Annotated in this window: 22 protein-coding genes; 12 read left to right on the top strand and 10 right to left on the bottom strand. The window is 60.5% G+C overall.

All coding sequences use genetic code 11. From position 1 onward, the window contains the following. The first annotated feature begins 104 nt into the window (after positions 1 to 104). Complete coding sequence (locus NKJ89_RS22470) at positions 105 to 527, top strand: metallopeptidase family protein (protein ID WP_023763026.1); 423 nt, start codon at positions 105 to 107, stop codon at positions 525 to 527. 70 nt (positions 528 to 597) lie between these two features. On the opposite strand, the gene NKJ89_RS22465 is transcribed toward NKJ89_RS22470, so the two are convergent. After that, entirely contained in the window at positions 598 to 1,245 is a 648-nt protein-coding gene (locus tag NKJ89_RS22465) for a TetR/AcrR family transcriptional regulator (RefSeq protein WP_352605690.1), read from the bottom strand. Positions 1,246 to 1,414: 169 nt separating this feature from the next. Here NKJ89_RS22465 and NKJ89_RS22460 point away from each other — a divergent pair, with 169 nt between their 5' ends. Further along, positions 1,415 to 2,101, top strand: coding sequence for a hypothetical protein (locus NKJ89_RS22460; protein WP_352605688.1), 687 nt, complete (start codon positions 1,415 to 1,417; stop codon positions 2,099 to 2,101). On the opposite strand, the gene NKJ89_RS22455 is transcribed toward NKJ89_RS22460, so the two are convergent. Beyond that, positions 2,088 to 2,294 (bottom strand): DUF1737 domain-containing protein, encoded by a 207-nt coding sequence (locus tag NKJ89_RS22455; RefSeq protein WP_023763029.1) that lies wholly within the window; start codon positions 2,292 to 2,294, stop codon positions 2,088 to 2,090. The genes NKJ89_RS22460 and NKJ89_RS22455 overlap by 14 nt on opposite strands. A gap of 42 nt (positions 2,295 to 2,336) precedes the next feature. Beyond that, complete coding sequence (locus tag NKJ89_RS22450) at positions 2,337 to 3,212, bottom strand: HpcH/HpaI aldolase/citrate lyase family protein (protein ID WP_352605686.1); 876 nt, start codon at positions 3,210 to 3,212, stop codon at positions 2,337 to 2,339. A gap of 315 nt (positions 3,213 to 3,527) precedes the next feature. Between NKJ89_RS22450 and NKJ89_RS22445 the strand changes: the two genes are divergently transcribed. Both NKJ89_RS22445 and NKJ89_RS22440 read left to right on the top strand, forming a co-directional pair. Continuing rightward, the gene (locus NKJ89_RS22445) at positions 3,528 to 4,568 is read left to right on the top strand and encodes a LacI family DNA-binding transcriptional regulator (RefSeq protein WP_023763031.1); all 1,041 of its coding nucleotides are present in this window, start codon (positions 3,528 to 3,530) and stop codon (positions 4,566 to 4,568) included. Positions 4,569 to 4,576: 8 nt separating this feature from the next. Next, positions 4,577 to 5,026, top strand: a complete 450-nt coding sequence (locus NKJ89_RS22440; protein ID WP_502898137.1) for a GlcG/HbpS family heme-binding protein — start codon at positions 4,577 to 4,579, stop codon at positions 5,024 to 5,026. A gap of 32 nt (positions 5,027 to 5,058) precedes the next feature. On the opposite strand, the gene NKJ89_RS22435 is transcribed toward NKJ89_RS22440, so the two are convergent. Both NKJ89_RS22435 and NKJ89_RS22430 read right to left on the bottom strand, forming a co-directional pair. Continuing rightward, positions 5,059 to 6,090 (bottom strand): L-idonate 5-dehydrogenase, encoded by a 1,032-nt coding sequence (locus NKJ89_RS22435; protein ID WP_352605684.1) that lies wholly within the window; start codon positions 6,088 to 6,090, stop codon positions 5,059 to 5,061. A gap of 14 nt (positions 6,091 to 6,104) precedes the next feature. Further along, on the bottom strand, positions 6,105 to 7,025 hold the full coding sequence (locus tag NKJ89_RS22430; protein ID WP_352605720.1) for a 2-hydroxyacid dehydrogenase: 921 nt from the start codon (positions 7,023 to 7,025) through the stop codon (positions 6,105 to 6,107). Positions 7,026 to 7,194: 169 nt separating this feature from the next. Here NKJ89_RS22430 and NKJ89_RS22425 point away from each other — a divergent pair, with 169 nt between their 5' ends. From NKJ89_RS22425 to NKJ89_RS22390, 8 genes are all read left to right on the top strand, one after another. Further along, a complete protein-coding gene (locus tag NKJ89_RS22425) occupies positions 7,195 to 7,932 on the top strand; it encodes an SDR family oxidoreductase (protein ID WP_352605718.1) in 738 nt (245 codons plus the stop codon). Next, positions 7,901 to 8,479: a gluconokinase gene (locus tag NKJ89_RS22420; RefSeq protein WP_023763036.1), complete on the top strand. Its 579-nt coding sequence runs from the start codon at positions 7,901 to 7,903 to the stop codon at positions 8,477 to 8,479. The genes NKJ89_RS22425 and NKJ89_RS22420 overlap by 32 nt, the downstream gene beginning before the upstream one ends. Further along, positions 8,476 to 9,360, top strand: a complete 885-nt coding sequence (locus NKJ89_RS22415; protein ID WP_352605682.1) for an NAD(P)-dependent oxidoreductase — start codon at positions 8,476 to 8,478, stop codon at positions 9,358 to 9,360. Before NKJ89_RS22420 ends, NKJ89_RS22415 begins: the two co-directional genes overlap by 4 nt. 78 nt (positions 9,361 to 9,438) lie before the next feature. Then, positions 9,439 to 10,935, top strand: a complete 1,497-nt coding sequence (locus tag NKJ89_RS22410; protein WP_352605680.1) for a sugar ABC transporter ATP-binding protein — start codon at positions 9,439 to 9,441, stop codon at positions 10,933 to 10,935. 19 nt (positions 10,936 to 10,954) lie between these two features. After that, positions 10,955 to 12,010, top strand: a complete 1,056-nt coding sequence (locus NKJ89_RS22405) for an ABC transporter permease (RefSeq protein WP_352605678.1) — start codon at positions 10,955 to 10,957, stop codon at positions 12,008 to 12,010. Positions 12,011 to 12,038: 28 nt separating this feature from the next. Beyond that, complete coding sequence (locus NKJ89_RS22400; protein WP_352605676.1) at positions 12,039 to 12,974, top strand: SMP-30/gluconolactonase/LRE family protein; 936 nt, start codon at positions 12,039 to 12,041, stop codon at positions 12,972 to 12,974. Positions 12,975 to 13,047: 73 nt separating this feature from the next. Then, complete coding sequence (locus NKJ89_RS22395; RefSeq protein ID WP_352605674.1) at positions 13,048 to 14,163, top strand: ABC transporter substrate-binding protein; 1,116 nt, start codon at positions 13,048 to 13,050, stop codon at positions 14,161 to 14,163. Positions 14,164 to 14,294: 131 nt separating this feature from the next. Then, on the top strand, positions 14,295 to 14,630 hold the full coding sequence (locus tag NKJ89_RS22390) for a hypothetical protein (protein ID WP_352605672.1): 336 nt from the start codon (positions 14,295 to 14,297) through the stop codon (positions 14,628 to 14,630). Position 14,631: 1 nt separating this feature from the next. Here the strand turns inward: NKJ89_RS22390 and NKJ89_RS22385 are convergent, their stop codons facing one another. The 5 genes from NKJ89_RS22385 to NKJ89_RS22365 form a co-directional block, all read right to left on the bottom strand. After that, a complete protein-coding gene (locus NKJ89_RS22385) occupies positions 14,632 to 15,714 on the bottom strand; it encodes a RelA/SpoT domain-containing protein (protein WP_352605670.1) in 1,083 nt (360 codons plus the stop codon). Between the two features lie 275 nt (positions 15,715 to 15,989). Next, positions 15,990 to 19,325, bottom strand: coding sequence for an AAA family ATPase (locus NKJ89_RS22380; RefSeq protein WP_352605667.1), 3,336 nt, complete (start codon positions 19,323 to 19,325; stop codon positions 15,990 to 15,992). A gap of 413 nt (positions 19,326 to 19,738) precedes the next feature. Next, positions 19,739 to 20,806 (bottom strand): adenylate/guanylate cyclase domain-containing protein, encoded by a 1,068-nt coding sequence (locus NKJ89_RS22375; protein WP_352605665.1) that lies wholly within the window; start codon positions 20,804 to 20,806, stop codon positions 19,739 to 19,741. Between the two features lie 3 nt (positions 20,807 to 20,809). Beyond that, positions 20,810 to 21,304 carry a Rab family GTPase gene (locus NKJ89_RS22370; RefSeq protein ID WP_352605663.1) on the bottom strand — a complete coding sequence of 165 codons (495 nt, stop codon included), beginning with the start codon at positions 21,302 to 21,304 and terminating at the stop codon, positions 20,810 to 20,812. A gap of 13 nt (positions 21,305 to 21,317) precedes the next feature. Further along, the gene (locus NKJ89_RS22365; protein ID WP_352605661.1) at positions 21,318 to 23,975 is read right to left on the bottom strand and encodes an OmpA family protein; all 2,658 of its coding nucleotides are present in this window, start codon (positions 23,973 to 23,975) and stop codon (positions 21,318 to 21,320) included. Positions 23,976 to 23,978 lie beyond the last annotated feature (3 nt).

Here is a 23,978-nt window from a genome sequence, read left to right as displayed (position 1 = left end):
TCATGGGGAATTTATTCCTCTCCACCTGATGGTGCAGGCGCATCAGCCCGTTCATTTGCCGATTCCGGTGCGAAAGCCTATATGCCCGGATCAAAGGACAAAGCATGGCCCGCATCTACAAGACCCGCACCTGGCACGACGAACTCTCGCCCTCGATGGACGAAATGGAGTTCCTGGCGCTGGAGGCCTATGCCCATCTGCCGGAGGATTTTCGCAAGCTGACCGGCGAGATCGTCATCCAGATCGCCGAATTCCCGACCGACGAGATCATGGACGATCTGTCGCTGGAGACGCCCTTCGACCTGCTCGGCCTGTTCGAAGGACGCGGCATCGCCGAGCGCTGGAATCCGCAGACCGGCGAAGGCCCGAACCGCATCACGCTCTACCGCCGCGCCATCCTCGACTACTGGTCCGAGAACGAGGAAACGCTGGGCGACATCGTCACCCACGTGCTGATCCACGAGATCGGCCACCATTTCGGGCTGTCCGATGACGACATGGAGAAGATCGAAGAGGCGGCCGAGTAACTGGTTCCTACGCCGCGTGAAATGTCTACTCCTCTCAAGTCGACCCAGAACTCAGCGGCGGCAAAGGCTTCTAAGATTTCGCTTCAGATAGGTCGGTCATCCGGCTGATGAAAAGATGCAGCGCCTTCCGCAGGGCGAGCGATGGCGGCTCGGACGGATGCCACTGCGAAAAATGACCATCAACCACCATTCGTGCCAAGCCATAGACAAATGCACGAGCGGCAAGAACCAGATGATCGAAGTCTGCGTTCGCAGCCAACTTACTCTGTTGTTGCGCTTGGGTCAGCAGGTCGATCATCTTCCGGCGAATGGCCTCATTCTGTCCGCGAAGACTGTCCGACCCGTCGAAATCAATCAGCGTTCGGGAACTGATGACCTGGAAATGCGTGGGATTGGCGATCGCCCATTCCAGATAGCCTTGTCCGATTGCTTCGAAGGCCACGATGGGATCTGCGCTGTCGACTTCTGAAAGTGCATCGGCCACGGCCTCTGTCAGCCGGCTCATGGCCTGTTCGGCTACCGCGGTCAGCAGCGCTGTTTTCGATTGAAAATGCCGGAAGGGGGCGCCGGGGGAAACGCCGGCGCGCTTTGCGGCTTCGCGCACGCTCACATGGTCAGGGCCGCCTTCCTCGACAAGTTGAATTGCAGCATCGATCAGCGCGTCCCGCAAATTGCCATGGTGGTAGCTGGTGCGGCGAGGCGTCTTGGCTTTTGCCATCTCTTTTCCTTCGTTCCGTAGAGCTGCTTCACGCGTATGTAGCACGATCCGCGATTAATGTAATCAGTGTTTACAACGCAGGCAAGAGTATGTAAGCAGCGATTACAAATGGGATCGGAACAGGCATGCGGTCTTCGCGGCTGCCGTTTTCCCTTATGAGGAGACGAACATGCTCGCCAGAACTGCCGAACCGCGCCGTCCGCAATCGCTCATTGCGCTTCAGAGGCCAGCCGAAGAACCCCAGCGCGAGGAGAATTCCGCGACTGTCCAGTCGAGCGCGGCTGCGCCCAGCGCCCAGCTTTATCGGCTTGCCTCCGCCGCCGGGGTGGGAAGCGCGCTTATTCTTCTGGTCAACGCGGCTAAACGCAGCGCGCTCATCGCGACCACCGATCTGACGCAACTTCTCGCGCCAGTCGCTGAGATATTGGCGCTTGGTCTTGTCGTAGGCCTGTTTCTTGCGTTTGGCCGGCGCGCGGGCCTGTTCGGCACCATCGCGTTCGTTATCAACTTCGTTGCATTGGCAAGTTTGGTAGGTGTGGAAGTGGTGATCAATCTCGTATTTTCGAAACTTCCTCTGGCGACCATCATCAAGCTGCGCGCCGGTCCTCTCGGACTGGCTCTGGTCGTCAGTTCAGTTCTTTTTCTGCTCGGGACGCTCGCGTTTGTAACCTCTCTTGTCGTTGCAAGAGGCGTGCCGCGCATTCCACTCGCCCTCTATATCATTGGCGCGGTGCCTATCGCGCTCCGGGCGTTCGTGCCGGAGTTGGCGCTTGACCTGGGCTTGATGACGCTTGCGGCAGCGATCGCCTGGCTGGCCGGGTGGCTGTGGATGCGAGCGCCGATTACCAGTCGCTGAGCTTGGTGTCCGGCCCGTATTCCTGCCCGTCGATATCCTTGACCACTGCCTGGCCGCAGCACATCGTCTTGGCTTTCTTGTCGTAGGCATAGGTCGGCGAGCCGAACAGGTGCCAGCCCTTGTTCAGGGCGGCCGTCACCTTGTGGCAGAAGCTGGCATCGTCCGGGCCAGTCAGAAAGCGGTAGAGCTTCATTTTTCAGTCCTGTCGTGAGTACCACGGCCCGCAAGCCCGATATCATGCGCCGGTGGCGGCCGCCTTTGCCAGCAGTTTTTCGGCCTGCGCCAGGTGCAGCCGCTCGACCATCTTGCCGTTCAGCGCAATCACGCTTTTGCCGGCATTCTCGGCAAGGGCGAAGGTATCTTTGATCAAGCGCGCCTCCGCCACCGCTTCCTTGGACGGCGCGAAGGCGCGGTTCGCGGCTTCGATCTGGGCCGGATGGATGATGCTCTTGCCGTCGAATCCCATGGCCGCCGACTCCGTGCATTCACGGGCAAAAGCGTCGAGATCGCGAAAATCGTTGGAAACGCCGTCGATCATGTCGATGCCGCCGGCCCGCGCGGCCAGCACCATCTGCATCAGCCATGGCACGAGATAGCGCCGGTCCGGCGTCGCCAGCACGCCGGTGTCCTTCACCAGATCGTTCGTTCCGGCAACGAAACAAGCCAGCCGAGCGGCGGGATCGCGGCCAAGTTCGGCAATGGTGCCGATGTTGAGCATGGCCTTGGGCGTTTCGATCATGGCCCATAGTTTCACGCTGTCGGGGGCGAAGTTGTCATCGAGCACATCGCCGGCCTCAAGCAGGTCGCGCGGCGTGTCGACCTTGGGCAGCAGAATGCCGTCGGGCTCGCAGCTTGCGGCGGCCAGCAGGTCGTCGGCGCCCCACTCGCTGGCCACCGCATTGATGCGCACGATCATCTCGCAACGCCTGTCGGCATGGCCGGCGAAAATCGCGGCCAATTTCCCGCGAGCGGCGATCTTGTCGGCTGGAGCGACGGCGTCCTCCAGGTCGATGATGATGGCGTCGCAGGACAGCTGCGCGATCTTGGCCAGCGCCTTGTCGTTGGAGGCCGGGATATAGAGCACCGAGCGGTGCGGGCGATAGGTTTCCATGGGGTGCGAGCTCCAGCGGCATCGCCGGTAGGTCTGCTTTCAGGAAGCCGCGAGCCGGTCTGGCCGAGATTGTGGCGCAAAGCTGTGCCTAAAGCGAGTGGAAAGGCAGTCTGGAATTGGGAGGGAAATCTCCACAGACCGAAACCCAAGGCGGACACGACCTGGTTGTTGCCAGCTCGCGGTGATATCGATAACATATCGAAGTCGATCCGATTCTGAGAGGTGGTGCATGAACGCGGCCGGACGCCAGACAAACCCCGTGACTGAGTGTCTGGCGCTTGTCAGGCCGGCGCGGCCGGCCGGTAGAGAGCGCTGATGGCCAAGGCAGCCTCATCGAAACCGAGCGAGAGCTACGCTCCGACGATGGTCGACGTGGCGCTGCGGGCGGGTGTTTCGACCATGACGGTTTCGCGGGCCCTGAAGGAAGGCGGTCGCGTTTCCAAGGCGACGCGGGAAAAGATCATGGTCGCGGTCAACGACCTCGGCTATGTGCTTGACCAGTCGGCCGGTAGCCTTTCCTCGCGCAAGACTGGATTTGTTGCCGCGATGGTTCCGTCACTCAACAACTCCAACTTCGCCGACACGGCGCGCGGCATTACGGATGAACTGGAGAGCACGGGGCTCCAGCTTCTGCTCGGCTACACCGACTATACGGTCGAGAAGGAGGAAAAGCTGATCGAAGCGATGCTCCGCCGACGGCCGGAAGGCATCATCCTGACCGGCGGCGCTCACACGGATCGCGCCCGCCGCCTTTTGAAAAGCGCCGGCATTCCAGTAGTCGAAACCTGGGAGTTGCCGGTAAAGCCGATCGATCAAGTGGTTGGTTTCTCCAACGAGGAGGCGATGGGGCTTCTCGTCAAGACGCTCGCCAGGAAGGGTTACCGAAAATTCGGTTACATCGGTGGCACGACCTCGCGCGACACGCGCGGCAGCCAGCGGCGCGAAGGCTTTGTCAGAGCCATTGAGGAGCTCGGCCTGCCGACCGGGCGCCTCGTTTCCTTTGGCGTGCCGCCGATATCCATCGAGCAGGGCGGCCAGGCCGTCGTCAGCATGCTGGAGCGTTGGCCGGACACGCAAGCCGTACTCTGCGTTTCGGACCTTTCGGCCTTCGGCGCACTGATGGAATGCAAGCGCCGGGGCATGCGGATCCCGCAAGACATCGCCATTGCCGGCTTCGGCGACTACGAGGTAGCCGCCTTTTGCCATCCCGGCATCACCACCGTGAATGTCGACTGCTACGGGATCGGGCAACAGGCTGCGCGCAGATTGATCCAGGTGATCCGAGGCGACGAGAAACGACACGGCCAAGAAATCGTGCTCACCGGCTATCGCGTCGTCGAGCGCGAAAGCACCTGAGTTCCTGCATGGATTCAAACGCAGCGAAGGGCAGCCCAATAGCGATGTTTCGCGAGACCATCACCCTCACGCATGACGGTGCTTTGAAAGCCGTTGCAGCCGGAGCAGCGCGCGCCGTCACGATGGGCGTGCCGCAATGTCTCGTGGTTGTCGATGCGAGCGGCGAAGTCCTCGCCAGCCTGCGCATGGATGGCGCGCGGTTCCTCAGCATGCGTACGGCGCAGGCGAAGGCGCGCACCGCAGCGTCAATAAACGCCGCTACTGGCGGCATGGCGTTCGAAGCGGCGCTCTCAGCCGGTATCGCTTCGCAGGGCGGCGTGACCAATTTGCCTGGGGGCTTGCCGATCCGCTTCGGCGGACGCCTTGCGGGCGGCATCGGCGTCGGTTCGGGAACCGGCGAGCAGGATTTCGATGTGGCACACGCTGCGCTGGCGGCGGTTGGCGCCGACGTGATTTAAGGCGATGTGCCTCCAGCGCAACCGAAGGATCTTCAGAACGCGATCTGAACCTTCATGGATTTGTTTCGGTCACCGGCGATGTCGAAAGCCGCGACCGCCTCGTCGAGAGGATAGATGCCCGTCAGTAGCGGTTTGACGTCCACCCGGCGGCGATTGATCAGGTCGACGGCGAGCGCAAACTCCTCGTGGAAACGGAAAGTGCCCCGCATCTCGATCTCTTTCGCGACGATGAGGTTCTGCGGGATCGACAGATCGCCGCCGAGCCCGAGCTGCACGAGCACGCCGCGCGGCTTCAGGACATCAAGCCCAGCACGCACCGCGCGTTCATTGCCGGAGGCCTCGAACATCATGTCGAAACTACCCTTGTCGACATTGTAGGCGGCGAGCTTTTCGCTGTTTGTCGCGACGTTGATGGTGCGATCGGCGCCGATCTCCAGGGCCTTCGCCAGCACGCCCTCCATGACATCAGTGGCGACGATTTCGCGCGCACCGTGGGCTCGTGCGGCGAGGATGCAAAGCGCGCCGATCGGCCCGCAGCCGGTGACCAGAACCCGCTTGCCGAGCATCGAGCCGGCGCGGTTCATGGCATGCAGGGTAACCGCGAAGGGCTCCGCAAACGCGGCTTCGTTGATGGAGATGTGGTCGGCTATTCTGTGGCACTGCCACGCCTCGGCGACCAGGCGCTGGCGGAAGGCGCCCTGGATGTGCGGCATCGGCATGGCGCTGCCATAGAAGCGCATGTCGAGGCATTGGTTCTGCATGCCTTGCAGGCAGTAGCGACAGGCATTGCAGGGTCGGCTAGGCGAGATCGCGACGCGGTCGCCGATGGCCAGCGCGGAAACGCCACCGCCGATGGCCCTCACCGTGCCGGCGACCTCGTGGCCGAGGATCATCGGTTCGCGCAGGCGGATCGCGCCAAAACCGCCGTGATTGTAGTAATGCAGGTCCGAGCCGCAGATGCCGCCAGCTTCGATCGCAATCTCGACCTGGCCGGCGCCAGGGGAGCCCGGATCGGTCTCCTCGATCCGCAGGTCTTTTGCGGCGTGGATGACGATCGACTTCATGATGTGATCCTTTCTCAGACGACCGGTGTCAGCAAGGTCTGTCCGCCGAAATGGGCCGCGAGATTATCGCGAACGAGCTGACCCATGGCCTTGCGGGTCTCCACCGTGCCACTGGCGTGGTGCGGTTGCAGCACGACGTTGGCAAGCTTCAGGAAGCGCTCGTCGATGGTTGGCTCGTTCCAGAACACGTCGAGCCCGGCACCCTTTATGGCCCTGGATTCCAGGGCCGCGAGCAACGCGGTCTCGTCGATTGTGCTGCCGCGCGAAATGTTTATGACGATACCGTCTGCTCCGAGCGCTGCCAGGATCGACGCATTAATCATGTGTTTCGTGCTTTCGCCGCCGGCGAGCGTTACGATCAGAAATTCGCTATCGCTCGCCAGTTCGAGCAGATCGCCGACGAACGTATAGGGAAGATCGTCGCGCTTGCGGTTGTCGAAATAAGAAATCGTGCAGTCGAATGCAGCGGCGCGCTTCGCCACCGCCGCACCGACGCGGCCCATGCCGACAATGCCCAGCCTTTTTCCACAGACACGCGTGACCAGCCCCATATTGCCCTTGCGCCAGCTTCCATCGCGTACGTAGGCGTCGGCCTGCGGGATTTTTCGCGCCACGGCGAGCAGCAGCCCGATGCCGATATCGGCTACGTCCTCGGTTAGAACATCAGGTGTATTGGTGACACGAATGCCGTTCGCCCGGGCATAGGCAAGGTCGATGGCGTCGGTGCCCACGCCGTAGCAGGAAACGATTTCAAGCTGCGGCAGCTTCGCCATCAGCGCAGCACTTGCGCCAAGCTCGCCACGCGTAGCTATGGCGCGGATCGCGCCGGCGTGGCTTGAGAGCAGCGCGTCCTTGTCCTCGGACTGCCAAAGCTTGTGGACGCGATATTTCGCTTCAAGATCTCCCATGTCCCAATCCGGATAGGGACCTGTCATCAAAATGTCGGTCACGGCGTCATCTCCTGTGCATTTTTTCAATTGACTATGTTATCGATAACATTCATGTCAATAGGGACTGGCGGCAGGTAGGTTGGAAATCGCGGCCGCTTCAGGAAACACTGCTCAGGAGGAGCGTTTGTGCAGTTCGTTGTTCGATTTGACCGGCATGAAGGCGCTGGTCACCGGCTCGGGGCAAGGGATCGGCCTGGCGCTGGCCGAGGGGTTGGCGCAGCACGGCGCCGAAATCGTGCTCAACGGGCGCAGCGCCGAAAAAATAAAAACGGCTGCGGATGCACTGACAGCGAAGGGACACAAGGTCCATAGCGCCGTCTTCGACGTCACCGATCATGCAGCGGTGGCGAACGGCGTCGCGGAGATCGAGGCGACGATCGGCGCCATCGATATCCTTATCAACAATGCCGGCATGCAGTTCCGAATGCCGCTCGAGGATTTCCCCGCCGACAAATGGGAGGAACTCTTGCGCACCAACATCTCCAGCGTGTTCTTCGTGGGACAAGCAGTGGCGCGGCACATGATCCCGCGGCGGCGCGGCAAGATCATCAACATCGCCTCGGTGCAGAGCGAACTGGCACGGACCAACATCGCGCCCTATACGGCCACGAAAGGCGCTGTGCGCAACCTGACGCGCGGCATGTGTGCCGATTGGGCGAAGCATGGCTTGCAGATCAATTCCATCGCGCCGGGTTACTTCAAGACGCCGCTCAACCAGGCGCTTGTCGACAATCCCGAATTTTCGGCGTGGCTGACCAACCGCACACCGGCTGGTCGCTGGGGCGACGTCGGCGAACTTGTCGGCGCGGCGGTGTTTCTGGCTGGACCGGCCTCATCCTTTGTCAATGGACACACGCTCTATGTCGACGGTGGCATCACGACCTGCCTTTGAACCCGCGCTCATCGTCGTGATGGGTGTCAGCGGCTGCGGCAAGACCAAAGTTGGCGTCGAGATCGCCGCACGGCTTGGCCTTGCCTTCGTTGAAGGCGATACGCTGCATCCGCGCAGCAATGTCGAAAAGATGTCGGCGGGCATACCGCTTGCAGACGGCGATCGCTGGCCTTGGCTGGATCTGGTCGGCGCAGCCTTGCGCCAGGCTCGTGAGGAGGGTCGCGGGCTAGTCGTCAGCTGTTCCGCGTTGAAGAAATCCTATCGCGACAGGCTTCGCGATGCGGCGGGCGAGTCGCTGTTTTTCGTATTCCTGGAGGGGTCGCGCTCGCTGCTGCAAGCCAGGCTCGCCGAGCGCCGCGGCCACTTCTTTCCACCGGCGCTGCTCGACAGCCAGTTCGCCACACTGGAGCATCCAGGCGACGAACCGCTGGTGGTCACAGTGGACATCGACGCGCCCGTCGACACGATTGCCGATAGAGTGTTGCAGGGCCTGGGTGCACTTGGGGTCGACCCTGCCAGGATGAAGGAAAGAGGCACGTTGAAATGACGCAACCAACAAAAGTCGCCGTTGTCGGCGCCGGCATCATGGGGTCAGCGATCGCCACCCGCCTGATCGAGACTGGGCTAGCCGTGACGGTGTTCGATCTGGACAAGGTCAAGGTTGCATCGCTGACTGCAAAGGGTGCTGCTGCCGCCGCGTCGGTCGCCGAGGCAACGCGAGCGAACGACTTCGTCATTCTCAGTCTCAACCATGCCGATGTCGTGCGTTCGGTGGTGTTCGGCGATGCCGGTGTCGCGGCTGCGGCATCGCCCGACAAGCTGCTGATCGACATGTCTTCGATCGATCCTGTCGACACCGCGCAGATGGCCGGGAAGCTGTCTGCCGAGACCGGCATGAAATGGCTCGACTGCCCGCTTTCGGGCGGCGTCCCCGGCGCGCTGGCCGGCAGGCTGACCGTCATGGCGGGTGGCGAGACTGAAGACTTCGAACAGGCGCGCACGGTGATGCGGCATCTCTGCACCAACTACACTCTCATGGGCCCAAGTGGGGCAGGGCAGACGACCAAGCTGATCAACCAGCTGTTCTGCGCAGTACTGTTCCAGGCTGTCGCCGAAGCCGTGAAGCTTGCCGAAGCCGGCGGCGTAGACCCGAAGGCAATTCCTGCGGCACTCAAGGGCGGGCGGGCCGATTCCAGCATCATGCAGGAGTTCATGGCAAAATTCGCTGCCCGCGATTTTTCGCCGACCGGCCGCATCGATAATATGCTGAAGGATCTGGATTCGCTGCAGGCCTTCGCGCTGAAAACCAAGACGCCGATGCCGATGACCGGGCAGGTGGTCGAGATCCACCGCCTGCTCTGCGCGGCTGGACTGGGGCCAAGGGATTCGGCTGAGATGATGCGCCTGCTCGACGGCAAGACCAGCTAAGCGGTCAGCCCTGATTTGTCGCTTGACGCTCAGAAATGTTATCGATAACATCCTTTGGCGATCTCGGGAGGAACGCTTTTGACTGAGGAAAAACTGATCGAGTTCAAGTCGATCACCAAGGAGTTCGGCGGCACCCGCGCGCTCTCCGACGTGTCGCTCGATCTGCACAAGGGCGAGATCCTGGCGCTGCTCGGCGAGAATGGCGCCGGCAAGTCGACGCTGATCAAGACGCTCGCCGGCATCTACCGGCCGGATGGCGGCCAAATCCTGTTTCGCGGCGAGCCCTACCACCATCGCCCGCCGCGGCCGAACCAGCGCCAGTCCGTCGCCTTCATTCACCAGGATCTCGGTCTTATCGAATGGATGACGGTTGGAGAAAATGTCGGCCTCGCCCAAGGCTTTTCGCTTCGCTCTGGCCTGATCGACTGGCGATCGACCGAGGCGAGGGCACATGAGGCGCTGAAGCTCGTCGGCTGCGATTTCGACCCGACGACGCGGGTCCAGGATCTGACGCGCACCGAAAAATCGCTGGTCGCCATCGCTCGCGCCTTGGCTACCGAGGCCGATGTGCTGGTGCTCGACGAGCCGACCGCCAGCCTTCCCGCCGACGAGGTCGAGCGGCTGTTCGACGCCATCCGTCCGCTCAAGCAGCGCGGCGTCGGCATGATCTATGTCTCGCATCGCCTGGATGAAATTTTCCGCATCGCCGATCGCGTCGCCGTGCTGCGCGACGGCAGGCTGGTGGGCGAGAAGAAGGTCGCCGACACAAAACCGGACGAACTGGTCGAGCTGATCGTCGGCCGTCCGGTCAGCCAGGTTTTCAGCAAGGCTCAAACGCAGGCCGGCGAGACGATCTGCGCCGTGCGCGACCTAGTCTGCGCCGGCGCCGGCCCGGTGTCTTTCGACGTACGCAAGGGTGAGTTGCTCGGCCTGGTCGGCCTGCGCGGCGCCGGGCAGGAACTGGTTGGCCGGGCGCTGTTTGGCTGCCAAGCCTTTTCCGGCACGGTGACGATCCGCGGGGCTGTGCCGGACCTGTCCAGCCCGATCGCGGCGATGTCGTCCGGCATCGGCTTGATCGCGCGCGATAGGACCGAAGAATCAATCGCGGGATCCTTGTCGATCCGCGAGAACAGTTTCCTCAATCCCGGCGCCGGCAAGCGCGGCCTGTTTTCCTTCCTCGCGCCTCATAAAGAGGCTGCGCTGGCGCAGGCGATTGGCGGGTCGGTCGGGCTGCGCCCCAACGACCCGAATCTGCCGATCGAGGCACTGTCAGGCGGCAACCAGCAGAAGGTGATCGTCGGCCGTTGGCTGCACACCGACCGAAAACTGCTGATCGCCGAAGACCCGACCGCCGGCGTCGATGTCGGCGCCAAGGCCGAGATCTACCGGCTGATCGGGCGCGCGCTTGAAGCGGGCCTCGCCGTCGTCGTGGTGTCGACCGATTTCGAGGAGATTGCCCACATCTGCCATCGCGCCTTGGTGTTTTCGCGTGGGCAGATCGTTCGCGAACTCACTGGCAAAGACCTCACCACATCCGCCGTGATTACCGCGGCATCGGCTTCCGAAGCCGCCTGATCTTTCTGGGAGCGAACTCATGCAATCGATCGAATCCAGCGCCCTCGAACCGACCCGCGGCGAGATGGCTGATATGTCCATGGGGCAGAAGGTCATCCGGCTGCTGCCGGTCTACGGGCTGGTTATGCTGACGGTGTTGCTGATCCTGTTGTTTTCGATCCTGCTGCCGAACACGTTCCCGACGCTGCTTAACCTGCGCTCGATCATTTCCGACAAGGCGATCATCGCGCTGTTGTCGTTGGCGGCGATGATCCCGATGGCATCGGGCCGAATTGACCTCACCGTCGGCTACGGAATTGTGCTGTGGCACATCCTGGCCATCAGTCTGCAGACCATGTTCGGCTTTCCGTGGCCGCTGGCAGTGATGATCGTGCTGCTTCTCGGCGCCGCGACCGGCTTCCTCAACGGCCTGCTGGTCGAAGTCGCCCGCATCGACTCTTTCATCGCCACGCTCGGCACCGGCACCGTGCTCTATTCCTTGGCGCTTTGGCATACTGGCGGCCGGCAGGTCGTCGGCGTGTTGCCCAACGGCTTCTACGCGCTCAATGGCACGATGGTGTTCGGGCTGCCGATCACCGGCCTCTACGTGCTTGGCATCGCCGTCGCACTGTGGATCATCCTCGAATATCTGCCGATCGGCCGCTACGTGTATGCCATTGGCGCCAATCCGAAGGCCGCGGCGCTGAACGGCATTCCAGTACGCCGCTTCGTCATCGGGGCGTTCATCTCCTCTGGCTTCCTGACGGCGCTGACCGGCGTGCTGCTTGCCTCCAAGCTGCGCATCGGCCAAGCCAGCGTCGGGCTGGAGTATCTGCTGCCGGCTCTCGTCGGCGCTTTTCTCGGCTCGACCACGATCAAGCCTGGACGTGTCAACGTCTGGGGCACGATGACCGGCGTAATCATCCTGGCGGTCGGCATTTCCGGCATCCAGCAGTTCGGCGGCTCGTTCTTCGTCGAGCCGCTGTTCAACGGCGTGACGCTGCTCGTTGCCATCGGCATTGCCGGCTACGCCCAGCGCAAGCGCGGCGCCGCTCACAGGGCCAGGACCAAGACCGTAGTGCAGGCCTCGAAGTGACCAGCCGAACCCATCCGGGAATAATGGCATGAGCGACTACGAGATTCTGGACGATCGCTTCCGAAAACTGACGATCGGGCATGCCAAGCTCGAACGGCTGTGGACCGGCAGCCGCTGGGCCGAGGGGCCGGTCTATGTTCCCGCGGCAAGGCATTTGCTGTGGTCGGACATCCCCAACGATCGGCTATTGCGCTACGACGAAAGCGACGGCTCGGTCAGTGTCTTCGAAACCCCTTGCAACTACCAGAACGGCCATACACTTGACCGCGAAGGCCGCGTCGTTGCTTGCGAGCATGGCGGGCGCCGTGTCTCCCGGCTCGAGCATGACGGGCGTTGGCGGACGCTAGTCGAAACCGTTGCAGGCAAGCGGTTCAATTCGCCCAATGACGTGGTGGTCAAATCCGATGGGACGATCTGGTTCACAGATCCGGTCTACGGCATCGAAAGCCACTACGAGGGCAAGATCGCCAGGGCGGAGATCGGCGGATCCCATGTCTACCGGTTCGACGAGCTTTCAGGTGAGGTGAGCGCCGTTATCACCGATATGGTGCAGCCGAACGGCCTGGCTTTCTCGCCCGACGAGACGATCCTCTACGTCTCGGACAGCGGCGCCAGCCACGTGCCCGGCCTGCCGCGCGCAATCAAGGCCTATGACCTTGCCGTCGATGGCCGGTCGGCGCGTGCAGGCGACACCTTCGCCGAATGCGGAGCAGGCCTCTTCGATGGTTTTCGCGTCGATCGCGACGGCAACATCTGGGCCTCCAGCGCCGACTCGGTGCGCGTCCATGCGCCGGACGGAACCCTGATCGGCCGTATCCTGGTTCCCGAGCTCGTTTCCAATGTCTGTTTCGGCGGTCCCAAGCGCAACCGCCTCTACATCACCGCGCAGACATCCCTCTACGCCATCTACGTCAACGCACATCCGGCCGGCGTTGGTTCGGTGGCGGGCGACATTAGCCGGTGACATGTCGCCAACTCCAATCGAAAGCCGAGTTTTGAAAGACCATGCAATTCTTGAAACCAAGGGAGGTACCAACATGCAACGCAGAACATTCCTGAAATCATCCGTCGCCTTGATGGCCATGACAATCGCTGCTCCTGTCCTTTTCGCCGGCCAGGCTCGGGCGGACGCGATGGCCGACGCCATGGCGGTCGTCCAGAAATATGCGCAGAAGGTCACTGCCTGGGATGGCCCGACCACCGGTCCGAAGGCGCAGCAAGGCAAGACGATCGTCGTGCTCGCCGGCGATCTCAAGAACGGCGGCATCCTGGGCGTCACCAACGGCGTCGAGGAAGCGGCCAAGGCGATCGGCTGGGAGGTCAAGGTGATTGACGGCGCCGGCTCGATCGGCGGCCGCACCGCTGCCTTCGGCCAGGCCATGGCGTTGAAGCCGAATGGCATCGTCATCAACGGTTTTGACGCGGTCGAGCAGGCGCCGGCGCTGGAACAGGCCAAGGCCGCAGGTATCCCGTTGGTCTCCTGGCATGCCGGACCGGTGATCGGGCCCGACGAGAAAAGCGGCGTGTTCGCCAACGTGTCGACGGATGCCATGCAAGTCTCCACGGCCGCGGCCGACTGGGCCTACGCCGATGCCAAGGGCAAGCCCGGCGTGGTTATATTCACCGATTCGACCTACGCCATCGCCATCGCCAAAGCCGACAAGATGAAGGCGGAGATCGAGCGGCTAGGCGGCAAGGTGCTCGAATATGTCGATACGCCGATCGCCGAGACCTCTCAGCGCATGCCGCAGCTGACCACTTCGCTGCTGCAGAAATACGGCGATGCCTGGACGCATTCACTGGCGATCAACGACCTTTATTTCGACTTCATGGGACCCTCGCTAGCCGCCGCCGGCAAAGCCGGCACCGACGCGCCGATCAATGTCGCCGCCGGCGATGGTTCGGAATCGGCCTATCAGCGCATTCGCGCCAGCCAGTTCCAGAAGGTGACGGTCGCCGAACCACTCAACTTGCAGGGCTGGCAGTTGGTCGACGAATTGAACCGCGCCATCGCTGGCGAAAAATGGTCGGGCTATCTGTCGCCGCTGCATGTCGTGACGGCCGACAATGTCGAGTTCGACGGCGGCCCGACCAATGCGTTCGACCCCGGCAATGGCTACCGCGACGCATACAAGAAGATCTGGGGTAAATAGGAGCCAGGCGATGCGGGCGTAACACGCGATGCGCCCGCATCGCATTCGTACCACAAATCCACGAATTGCACCGCGCCTGCCCTTGCCGGCCGGCGGCCATCCCAAGCGCAGAAAATCAGGAAAGCCTCGCCATGATCATTCGGTACGCCCTGTTCGAAGGCGAAATCCACCCCGGACGCGAGAGCGAATTCCGGCGCTTCGTCAGGGAAAGGCTGGTGCCGCTGTGGACGCAATTTCCTGGGGCGGAAGAGGTGCGCGTCCTGGACGGCACCGCGCGGGACGACGGCGCTCCCGTCTATGCCATGGCGCTTGCCATTCGCTATCCCGACATGGACACTTGCAGCCGGGCGCTGCAGTCCGACGTTCGCTTTCAGAGCCGCGACGTGACCGGAGAGCTGCTCAAGATGTTCACCGGCCGCGTGCATCACCATGTTTTCGAGGCCAACGAGTTCTCAACAGCTCGATAGACTAGACTGTATTCGACAGCCGCATTCCCGTGCAGATGGATTTCAGATTGCGAACAAATAAGGAAACGTCTCCGAAGTAATTCGGATACATTTCACCAAGCTTGTCGACCTTATCTACCTCGACCAAGACAGCCTTTGCGCCATTGCTCCTTAGCTCGATTTTCAGCTCTATCTCTTCCAGTGTCCGTGCGCCTAACATAAGCGTCCAGAATGGTTGGATGGTCACGTTATGATCTTTGCCATATTGGAGCAGATAGTATCGAGATTTTTCTGTTGGCTGTTCAAAGTTTTCTGAATAATGGGTAAGATTCTTGATGCCTTCTAGTATGCTGGTCGCACCTATACGCTTGTTGATATCCCGCAATTCCTGCACCCGGTCATTGTGATCCGGAACATCGATATGAACGGGGCACTGCTCAACGTGCGCGAATTCCGCCGACATAAGCTCGAAAAGGCGTAGCCAGTCCTGATCGCCCTTTCCGTGCTTCAGATCCTGGCCCCGGAACAGCCCGACAGCCTCAACTGCAGTCGCCCATGAGTGCTGAAGTCTGGTCCGAACTTGCAATTCGATGCGTCGTCCTTCGAAAGCCTCAGTGTCGGCATCTCTGGGTCGGTACTTGAAAACAATGTGGTGACTTCGATAGCCGTCCGGCTTCGGTTCATCGATATAGTTGAATTCCCGAGAGTGGATATCATGGGGGAACTTGTCTCGCATCGATGCGAGAAGCGAGCGAACACCTTTGATGTCGGCCATGATCGCTCGGCAACCGCCGATGTCGTTCATGGTGTCCAAATTGGTGGTGGACTCGCGAAGCTTCCGACGAATGGATGCGATACGCTTCGGGCGGGATGCCATGTCGCCCTTCAGTCGCAGGGCTCTCATGTGGTGACCGACAGAGAACCGAACGCTCCGCATCGGCAGAAAGTGCGAGTCGCGCCAGCTATTGGCGATTGAGAAGATTTCGAGTGTGTCCACGTACTGGCCGACAGTGATGTCTTGTCCGAACTGAATAGGTTCTGCCAGTCGGTCGCCTGCCCTGCGAACGGCTTTCGTGCCGTAGGCAAGGCGCGGGTACTCAGTCATTGGACCCATGAAGTCAAGGTAGTCCGCCTCATTCTGGACTGGCGGGACCGCAAGGGAATCAGATCTCATGGATCACAACATACGGATCTTAAACCTGGTGGGCTATGACGTTGCGGGCCGTCAATGTTTTTCGCGGCTGCGAAACAACCTGATGTCCATGATGGCGGCGGCCAGCGTTTCGTCCTCCAAGAACCTTTCAGCTTCGGCGGCTTGCCCATCCATGCCGGCCTCCTTTTCCAGCAAGCGTTGTCGGAACCGCCGCAGATTGTGCGACCTCAATGGCAAAGGACGTCCAGCGCCCTTTGTGCTGCGATGAGGTCGACGATTGGGTACCTGGTGTTAAATGTGTGGACCGCCGCTTGCAGACGCGTCGCTGCCTCATGGACACGACCTTGACGTGCCAGAAGTGGTGCCAGTTGCGTTGAGGCGCGAAGCTCGAAGAGTTTTGCTTGCTGCCGACGGGCAGTGGCAATTGCTGTTTCGAATAGGTGCGCGGCGCCCGTCAGCTCACCTCTGCCCGCGGCGATTTGGCCACGAAGGCGAATACATTCTGCCAGATAGCTCGCCTCGTCCGTATCGAAAACGAGGGTATCGACATCATCAAGCATTTGCGATGCGTCTTCGATGCGACCGGCCCGCAGGAGAAGATCACAAAGTTCGCATGCTTTCTCAGGGGTATGAAATACGACGCCCTGCCCACGCCAAAGAACCACACTCTCCCGGACGTCATCGATGCCGGCATCCATGTCACCTAGATGCGAGCGGGCATGGCCACGCCACCTGAGGCCACTGCTTCGACGCGCCGTGTAGCCATGCCGTTCGCAAATCTCGACGATCTTCGTAGCGTTATCGAGTAATTCCTCGTATTGGCCGAGTAGCGCGCACAATTGGCACTGCACGAGAAGATGCCACGCGAGGTCGAAGGGCTTATCGAGCTGGTCAAAATTTTGCATCAGGCGCTCTTTCTCTTCAACTGCAGCATCAAAGAAACCCAATATGATCAGCGATTCGCTAAAATATGCCTGGGCAGATACACGTTGATCTGCACCGGCGAACGAAATGCGACGACTTGGGTCAACCCGATCAATCAGATCTAGGGCCTTGCGCAAGGCCTCTACTGCCAGCGGCTCTTCTCCCCGGTTGGAATGAGCGATCCCCTTTGTTGCCCAAAGACCACTCAGATAGGCCGTTGGAAGGAGATCGGCACCGTTTGCGAGCTGCTCTTCGGCCAGGGTCAGGTAATCGTGATTGCGCCCGGTGGCATAAAAAAATGGAGCGAGTGAAAGCGCAACGTCACATTGCAATTGGACCGATGCGGTGTTCGCGGCGGCAAGTCGTGCATCCTCAAGCGTCTTCCCAAGGCGCGCAGAACGATACCCTTCAGCCTGCATCAAGGCATTGGCCATCGCAAGGTGGAGATGTGTCATCCGTTCGGCGCCGCTGGACATATCGCCAAGTCTCGTGCTGCAATCAATAGCGCTGGCAAAGTGCGACACGGCTTCCCGGGTGGCAGCTCTGGCCACGGCGGCCCTTCCCGCCTTTTCCCAGTGATCGAGCGCGCCCGCCCAATCCCCAGCTTCTTGAAGGTGGTGCGCGAGGAGCTCGGGTTGCGCTTCAGTGATTTCGGTCCACTTTTCCTCCAACACGTCTGCGACACGCTTATGTAGCTCCTGACGCTTACCGCGCAGCAGCGTGCCATACGCTGCGTCCTGAACGAGCGCATGCTTGAAGAGGTAAGTGGCCAGTGGCGGCGTCCCGCGGCAGAACACCAGACCGGCACCGACGAGCTGATCGAGAGCGCCATCGAGCTCAACCGCGTTCCGCTGTGCGACCGCTGCCAGCAATTCGTAGGAGAACTCCCGACCGAGAACCGCGCCGACCTGTGCGACCTCCTTAACGGTTGAGCCGAGGCGATCGAGCCGCGCCATCAATGAGGCATGCAGTGTGGCGGGGACGTTCAACGCCGTCGCAGCAGCTCTTGAGAGCACTGTCCTGGCGTTGCCGCTCTCCAACACCGCCTTGGTTAGCTCCTCGACGAACAGTGGCACCCCATCCGTGCGTTCAATGATCTCGGCGACAACATCGCTCGGCAGCTCTCCGTTGCCGACGACCCGTTGGACCAGCGCGGCGCCGTCGCGACGGTCCAACCGGCTGAGGGCAAGCAGTCTGACATGTGCCTGCCCGGTCCATGGCGCTTGAAATTCCGGGCGAAAGGTGACGACCAGAAGCACCGGCAGCCGCGACATGCGCTCGATGAGAAGGTCGAGCAGCTCGCGTGAGCTAGGATCAATCCAGTGCACGTCCTCGTAAAGCATCAGCACCGGGCCTTGCCGCGTCAGGTCTTCGAGCTGCCGAAGCAGCGCCTCAAAGGTTTTCTCTTTCTTACGCTGGGGCGTCAGTTGGAGAGGCGGGAAGCGACCTTCGGTCGGCAACGACAGCAGCTCGGCCAGCAGCGCCACGTCCTCCGGCGAGGTCGGGGCAAGCAGGGCCGCAACCTTATCCAGCTTCCTCTCAGGCGGGTCGTTGCGCTCCAACCCGGCGGCGCGTTCTAGCTGCGCAATGGTCGGGTGGAGCGCGCTGTCTTGAAGGTGCGGCGAACAGAAATAGCGCAAGCGGGTGTGTGGCTCATTCTGGATCCGCTCCTGCAAGGCGACGGTGAGGCGCGACTTTCCGATGCCGGGCTCACCTGAGAGCAGCACCACACGACCTTCACCACTTTTCGCGCGATGCCAGTGGCGCTGCAGCAGGTCGACCTCCTCATCACGCCCGACCAGCGGCGTCGGCGCCGTCCCATGCAGCGCCTCGAACCGGCTTTCGACAGCGCTCTCACGAAACACCTGATAGGAATGGATCGGCTCCGGAAAGCCTTTCACCTCGACGGCGCCAAGATCGCGATATTCGAAAAGATCGCCGACCAGCTGCCGCGTTTGCGGCCCGATCACGACCGCGTCGGGTTCGGCAAGAGCTTGCAGGCGGGCGGCGAGGTTCGGCGTCTCGCCCACGACGCCGCGCTCTTGCCCTTCGCCGGCGGTGATCAGATCGCCAACCACGACCTGTCCGGTGCCGATGCCGATACGAACCCGCAATGGCTCGGGCTCTGGGAGTCGCCTGACGGCATCAACGAGAGCAAGGCCAGCGCGCACCGCCTGCTCGGCGGCGTTCTCGTGCGCCTGCGGGTAGCCGAAATACACCAAGACTCCGTCGCCCATATACTTGGCGACAAAGCCGCCGAAGTGGGCGACCGTATCGGCGACGCAGCGGTGATACGCTCCGATGGTCTCACGCAGGTCCTCGGGATCCAGACGCGTCGCCAGAGCCGTCGAGCCGACGAGATCCACGAACATGACGGTCAGCTGTCGACGCTCCGCGCTTAGGTCCCGGGTGCGGCTCTGAGCCGCGATGTCATCGGTGCTCGCGTCGGGTTGGCTTGACGACCGCCCCAACCCCACAACCGCTTTGCGGAATCTTTTGCGATGACCGAGAAGCATGCCGAGCTTCTCGAGGTCGGCATCAGTCAGCTCCGGCAGGACTTCCGCGTCGATCGCGTTGTCGCGAAATGCCTGCTCGTATCGCTGGAGGCCGAGGCCTCGCAACCAAGCGGCAATGTCCACACAGCCCTCCCAAGGCGGAAATCGGGTCCCTCATCCGCAATATTAACTCAGATCCCAGGGAAATGCTGTAGGCTTGGTTTTCTGTCGAAGCTGGAGGTTACTATCTGCTCGGTGAATACGAGGCTTCGCTGGATTCGTTCCGCCGTTGGGACAATGACAACTATGATCGTGGGTTCGCAAATCTGGCTGCCTGTTTGGGACAGCTCGGACGCATTGACGAGGCAATATTGGCTTGGGGCAGGTGCCTTGAGCGCAAGCCTGGTTTCACTCTAAGTGATTACAAGCGGGGCTCTCCATATCGCCGTCAGGACGACGTGGAGCACTGGCAAGATGGCCTACGGAAAGCAGGCATTGCGGATTGACGGTTGATGAACAATCATGCGGTTCGTCGGAAACGCAACTGCCGTCAATTACTAACCGAGCCGCCACATTCGGACACGACCTGTACCACGCAATTCCGTTTCCTCGAGCGGGTCGCAAGCAAATTTTGGTCCGAGCAGTTGGCGAGTTGCATCGGAAATACGGATTTCATCGGGCTCCGCGGACGTTTGAATGCGTGAGGCGAGGTTAACCGTCTCGCCCCACAGGTCGTAGGCGAACCGCCTTTTGCCTATGACGCCAGCGACGATCGGTCCTGAGTGAATTCCAATTCTCAGTCTTATCGGTTCTCCCGCGAAGCGTTCGCGCTTGACCGCCCTCCGCAGTTCAAGTGCATAGTGCGCAAGGGCTTGTGCATGATCGGATCGCGCGGTGGGCAAGCCAGCGACAACCAACACACAATCGCCGATTGTCTTGATCTTTTCGCAGCCGTGTCGTTCCGAGAGCCGATCCGCCGCCTTGAAGAAGTAATTTAAGATAGCGAGCGTCGTTACCGCTCCGACGCTCCGCGCTCTTTCCGTGAAACCGACGATGTCGGCAAAAAGCACACTCACCTCCGCGTGGTTGTCCGCAATTTTTTTGTGCGCCTTCAACCGCTCCGCGATCGACGCCGGAAGAATGTTGAGGAGCAGGGATTCGGCGCGCTGGTATTCACGCGACAATCCCTCCTGGCTCTTCCTCAACGCCTCGTTCGTCGATTGTAATTTCTCGTTGAGTTGACGCTCCCTCTCCTGCAGGAGCGTCATTTCATAAGCCTTCTGTTGAAGCCGCTGCTTGTTGTCGCGTTCGGCAGTGGCGTCAAGAAAGAGCAGCCACACGCAGTCGTCGTCGGCAAAAAGATGAAGGTCCGCGACACGCCCGCTGGGCAGTTCGATCATAGCCATATGATACGGAAGTTCCGGGAAAGGCAGCAAGCCTTCCATGAATTGAAGCTGATCGGTAACAGGCCTACCGATGCGAACGGATAAGAGCCCGTAATGTTCAACGTTACCGCCCTTCGCGGCTATGCAAAGCTGGGCGTCAATTTTGACATATGCGATAGAGTGCTCGTTATAGAAGAAATTGTAAATCCAATCTCCGACTTCTCGTGGCAATCTACGCATGGTCTATTTGGTGACCATCGAAGCAAGTTGAAGGAACGCATCATCGACGTGCTCACCCGAAAGCGCGCTTGTTAGATAGATTTGCCATCCACGTTGCCTCAGTCCGTTAATCTCACTATCCGGTATTACCCACTGATCGGCCAGATCGGATTTGTTGAACAGCAATACAAACGGCATAGCACCGAATTCGGCCTCGACCCGCTCGCGCAGCGTGAGCGCGGCGGCAAGAGTAGCGGCGCGGGTTCCGTCGACGACAAGCACGAGCCCTGTCGCACCTCGCACATGGCTGACGCGGAATGAGCCGATATCGTCTTCGCCGGCCAAATCCCACAAAATCAGATCCACTGTTTTGTCCGGGAGTGCGACACTCTTCTTGTCGATTTTCACTCCTACCGTGGTCAAGTAGGTTTCTGAAAAGATGCTTTGCACAAACCTGCGAACCAGGCTGGTCTTTCCGACAGAGAACCCGCCCAACATACAGATCTTTTTTTGCAACATCTTGGGCTCCGCCCTAATCCAGGTTTACCGTAACCGAAACCCGGCGATTGGTGGAGCTACCAGTTTGACTATTTTCAGGCACCGCCGGTTCAAAGGTGCCCGCGCCCCGAACCAGCAGCAGTTCCGGAGCGACGCCGCGCTTGTTGAGAAGCGCACGAACTGTCTCGGCGCGGGCGGCGCTGATCGACGCGTTGGCCGTCTCACGGCCCGTGGCATCCGAATGGCCGGTCAACATGAACCGCGCTGTTACGCCTGACTTGCGGGCATCTTGGGCGAATTCCTTTATTTGACCCGCCAATCTGTCGAGAACCGGAATCTGCTCTGGTCCCGGCACAACTTTGCCGGAAGAGAAGAAAATATCGGTCGTCTGGATGGCCTCTCTCAAATGATTGAGTTCTGCAAGGTCCAGCTCATGCAGCTGCGAGACATCCAGAACCACTCCGTCCGCCGAAAGTTGTTCGGCGGCGGCCTGCGCCCGGTTGATCCAGGTGGCAGGAGCCTCACCCACGACAACGATGCGACCCTGGATGATCGAAAGCTGGACCGATTTCGGCGGGGTCAGCGACGCCGTCAGCCGCTTCACCACGAACTTCGGATCGAGGCTCTGATAGAATTGCCACTGCGAATGAACGCGGTCAGGATCAACCTCCGTTCCGGACAGCAGAGCTTGCGGGTCGGCGGCAAGCGGGTCTCTCAGGCCGGAAATGTAGAAATGTCCGCCCCTCGCCGTTTGTTGGGCGACGATGATCCCCGGTTGGGCCTCAAGTCGCGACACATAATACTGCCAGTGCTCCGCCGCGCGTGCTTCGGGGCTCACATCACGAACCTTGGAGATGTCGAATTCCGGTCCGCCTGCCGAAAGCTGTCGGGCGGCTGCGCGCGCCCGATCTATCCAGGTGTCGGGAGCCTCGCCCTCGGCAACGATGCGATCATTGACGATCGAAAGTCGTACTGTATCCGGCGGATACAGCGACGCCGTCAGCCGCTTCAACACAAACTCCGGCTCAAGGCTCTGATACAATTGCCACTGTGAATGAACGCGGGCGGGATCGACCTGCGTTCCAGACAACAGCGACTGCGGGTCGGCGCCAAGCGGGTCTCTCAGGCCGGCAATATAAAATTGGCCGTCGCGTATCTTCTGTTCTGCAACGATGATGCCCGGCTGGGTCCCCAGTCGCGACACATAGGCCTGCCAGTGCTCCGCTGCGCGTGCTTCGGGGCTCACATCACGAACCTTGGAGATGTCGAATTCCGGTCCGCCTGCCGAGAGCTGTCGGGCGGCTGCGCGCGCCCGATCTATCCAGGTGTCGGGAGCCTCGCCCTCGGCAACGATGCGATCATTGACGATCGAAAGTCGTACTGTAACCGGCGGATACAGCGACGCCGTCAGCCGCTTCAACACAAACTCCGGCTCAAGGCTCTGATACAATTGCCACTGTGAATGAACACGGGCGGGATCGACCTGCGTTCCAGACAACAGCGACTGCGGGTCGGCGCCAAGCGGGTCTCTCAGGCCGGCAATATAGAATTGGCCGCCGCGTATCTTTTGTTCTGCAACGATGATGCCAGGCTGGGTCTCCAGTCGCGACACATAGGCCTGCCAGCGCTGCCCGGATTGCCAGGAAAGAAAGAACCAACCGCCTGCCGGAATCAAAATCAGCAGGGCTGCAGCCACCACCAGCCACGGAAATCCCTGGTTTGATTCCTCCTGCTTCAGTTCAACGCAAGTCTGCAACTGCGCTTCTATGCCGGCCAACTGCGAACTGTCGCCGTCAAACTGCTCTAAAGCCTGCGAGCATTCATCATGGATGCGAAGCAATACATCGCGAACTATCTCATGCAATTCCTCTGGCGGATTTCCTCGGATCACCGAAACCAGGGTCGCAAACGGTCCAACTTCCGACCAGAGACGAAGGTCGCCAAAACGAATTGTGTCCAGGCCGCTCTGTTCTTTCTCGTTAAATGAATCTTTCACAAAATCTTGAATTGCACTGAGCATCGAAGAAATGAGTTGAGGATCTTCGCTCGTTGCATTATCGGCAGTTACATGCGCTATCAAAAGCCCGGAATTGCGGTTAATGAGAAAGACATGCTCTACACGATAGATAAGAGAATGTTTCAGAACAACTTCTGAGAAGCTAGCTCCAGTTCTCCACGATTCAAATCTCCACTTGAGCCCATGCCAGGTAAAGATATGTCTCAAAGTTTCATTCAGCGACTGAAAGGTCTGGTCGATCTTTTCCCCGATCGACTTGCGAATTGCCGGCAGAAACACTGGGTATAATATATCCGTCAGCGTGCGCGGGCTCTTCTGGATTGACCGTTGCACAGCCCTTTCAACAGCTGGCGCAAGGGCCTCGCCGAGTTGCGCATGAGGCGCTCGTGCGGCCGCACTGGAAAGAACGTCGCCCACGGCTGCCGCGAGCTGCTCCGGTTCGTCCAGCAGATGGGTAACTCGTGAAAGCTCTGAAATTTCGCGGCTGACCAGCAATTGGCGCAGCGTTTCCATGCGAGGATCGGCGGTTGGAACTCCGTCGAAACGCGCGCGGTAGTCCGGATCAACATTCCGGGCAATTTCGATCAAAAGGCGAGCCAGAGCCTCGCGATCAATCTCTGTATCGTTCGAGGCTGTTCTTTGCGGAAGGGTGATCGGGTCGACGGTTGACGTCAAGGT

Source organism: Mesorhizobium sp. M0047, assembly GCF_040323315.1.
Taxonomy (GTDB): Bacteria; Pseudomonadota; Alphaproteobacteria; order Rhizobiales; family Rhizobiaceae; genus Mesorhizobium.
This window is presented reverse-complemented; position numbering and strand designations above follow the sequence as displayed.

Coding starts and splice junctions, on each gene's coding strand:
- NKJ89_RS22470 (WP_023763026.1), top strand. CDS start 105: ATGGCCCGCATCTACAAGACCCGCACCTGGCACGACGAACTCTCGCCC.
- NKJ89_RS22465 (WP_352605690.1), bottom strand. CDS start 1,245: ATGGCAAAAGCCAAGACGCCTCGCCGCACCAGCTACCACCATGGCAAT.
- NKJ89_RS22460 (WP_352605688.1), top strand. CDS start 1,415: ATGCTCGCCAGAACTGCCGAACCGCGCCGTCCGCAATCGCTCATTGCG.
- NKJ89_RS22455 (WP_023763029.1), bottom strand. CDS start 2,294: ATGAAGCTCTACCGCTTTCTGACTGGCCCGGACGATGCCAGCTTCTGC.
- NKJ89_RS22450 (WP_352605686.1), bottom strand. CDS start 3,212: ATGGAAACCTATCGCCCGCACCGCTCGGTGCTCTATATCCCGGCCTCC.
- NKJ89_RS22445 (WP_023763031.1), top strand. CDS start 3,528: ATGGCCAAGGCAGCCTCATCGAAACCGAGCGAGAGCTACGCTCCGACG.
- NKJ89_RS22440 (WP_502898137.1), top strand. CDS start 4,577: ATGGATTCAAACGCAGCGAAGGGCAGCCCAATAGCGATGTTTCGCGAG.
- NKJ89_RS22435 (WP_352605684.1), bottom strand. CDS start 6,090: ATGAAGTCGATCGTCATCCACGCCGCAAAAGACCTGCGGATCGAGGAG.
- NKJ89_RS22430 (WP_352605720.1), bottom strand. CDS start 7,025: ATGACAGGTCCCTATCCGGATTGGGACATGGGAGATCTTGAAGCGAAA.
- NKJ89_RS22425 (WP_352605718.1), top strand. CDS start 7,195: ATGAAGGCGCTGGTCACCGGCTCGGGGCAAGGGATCGGCCTGGCGCTG.
- NKJ89_RS22420 (WP_023763036.1), top strand. CDS start 7,901: ATGTCGACGGTGGCATCACGACCTGCCTTTGAACCCGCGCTCATCGTC.
- NKJ89_RS22415 (WP_352605682.1), top strand. CDS start 8,476: ATGACGCAACCAACAAAAGTCGCCGTTGTCGGCGCCGGCATCATGGGG.
- NKJ89_RS22405 (WP_352605678.1), top strand. CDS start 10,955: ATGCAATCGATCGAATCCAGCGCCCTCGAACCGACCCGCGGCGAGATG.
- NKJ89_RS22400 (WP_352605676.1), top strand. CDS start 12,039: ATGAGCGACTACGAGATTCTGGACGATCGCTTCCGAAAACTGACGATC.
- NKJ89_RS22395 (WP_352605674.1), top strand. CDS start 13,048: ATGCAACGCAGAACATTCCTGAAATCATCCGTCGCCTTGATGGCCATG.
- NKJ89_RS22390 (WP_352605672.1), top strand. CDS start 14,295: ATGATCATTCGGTACGCCCTGTTCGAAGGCGAAATCCACCCCGGACGC.
- NKJ89_RS22385 (WP_352605670.1), bottom strand. CDS start 15,714: ATGACTGAGTACCCGCGCCTTGCCTACGGCACGAAAGCCGTTCGCAGG.
- NKJ89_RS22375 (WP_352605665.1), bottom strand. CDS start 20,806: ATGCGTAGATTGCCACGAGAAGTCGGAGATTGGATTTACAATTTCTTC.
- NKJ89_RS22370 (WP_352605663.1), bottom strand. CDS start 21,304: ATGTTGCAAAAAAAGATCTGTATGTTGGGCGGGTTCTCTGTCGGAAAG.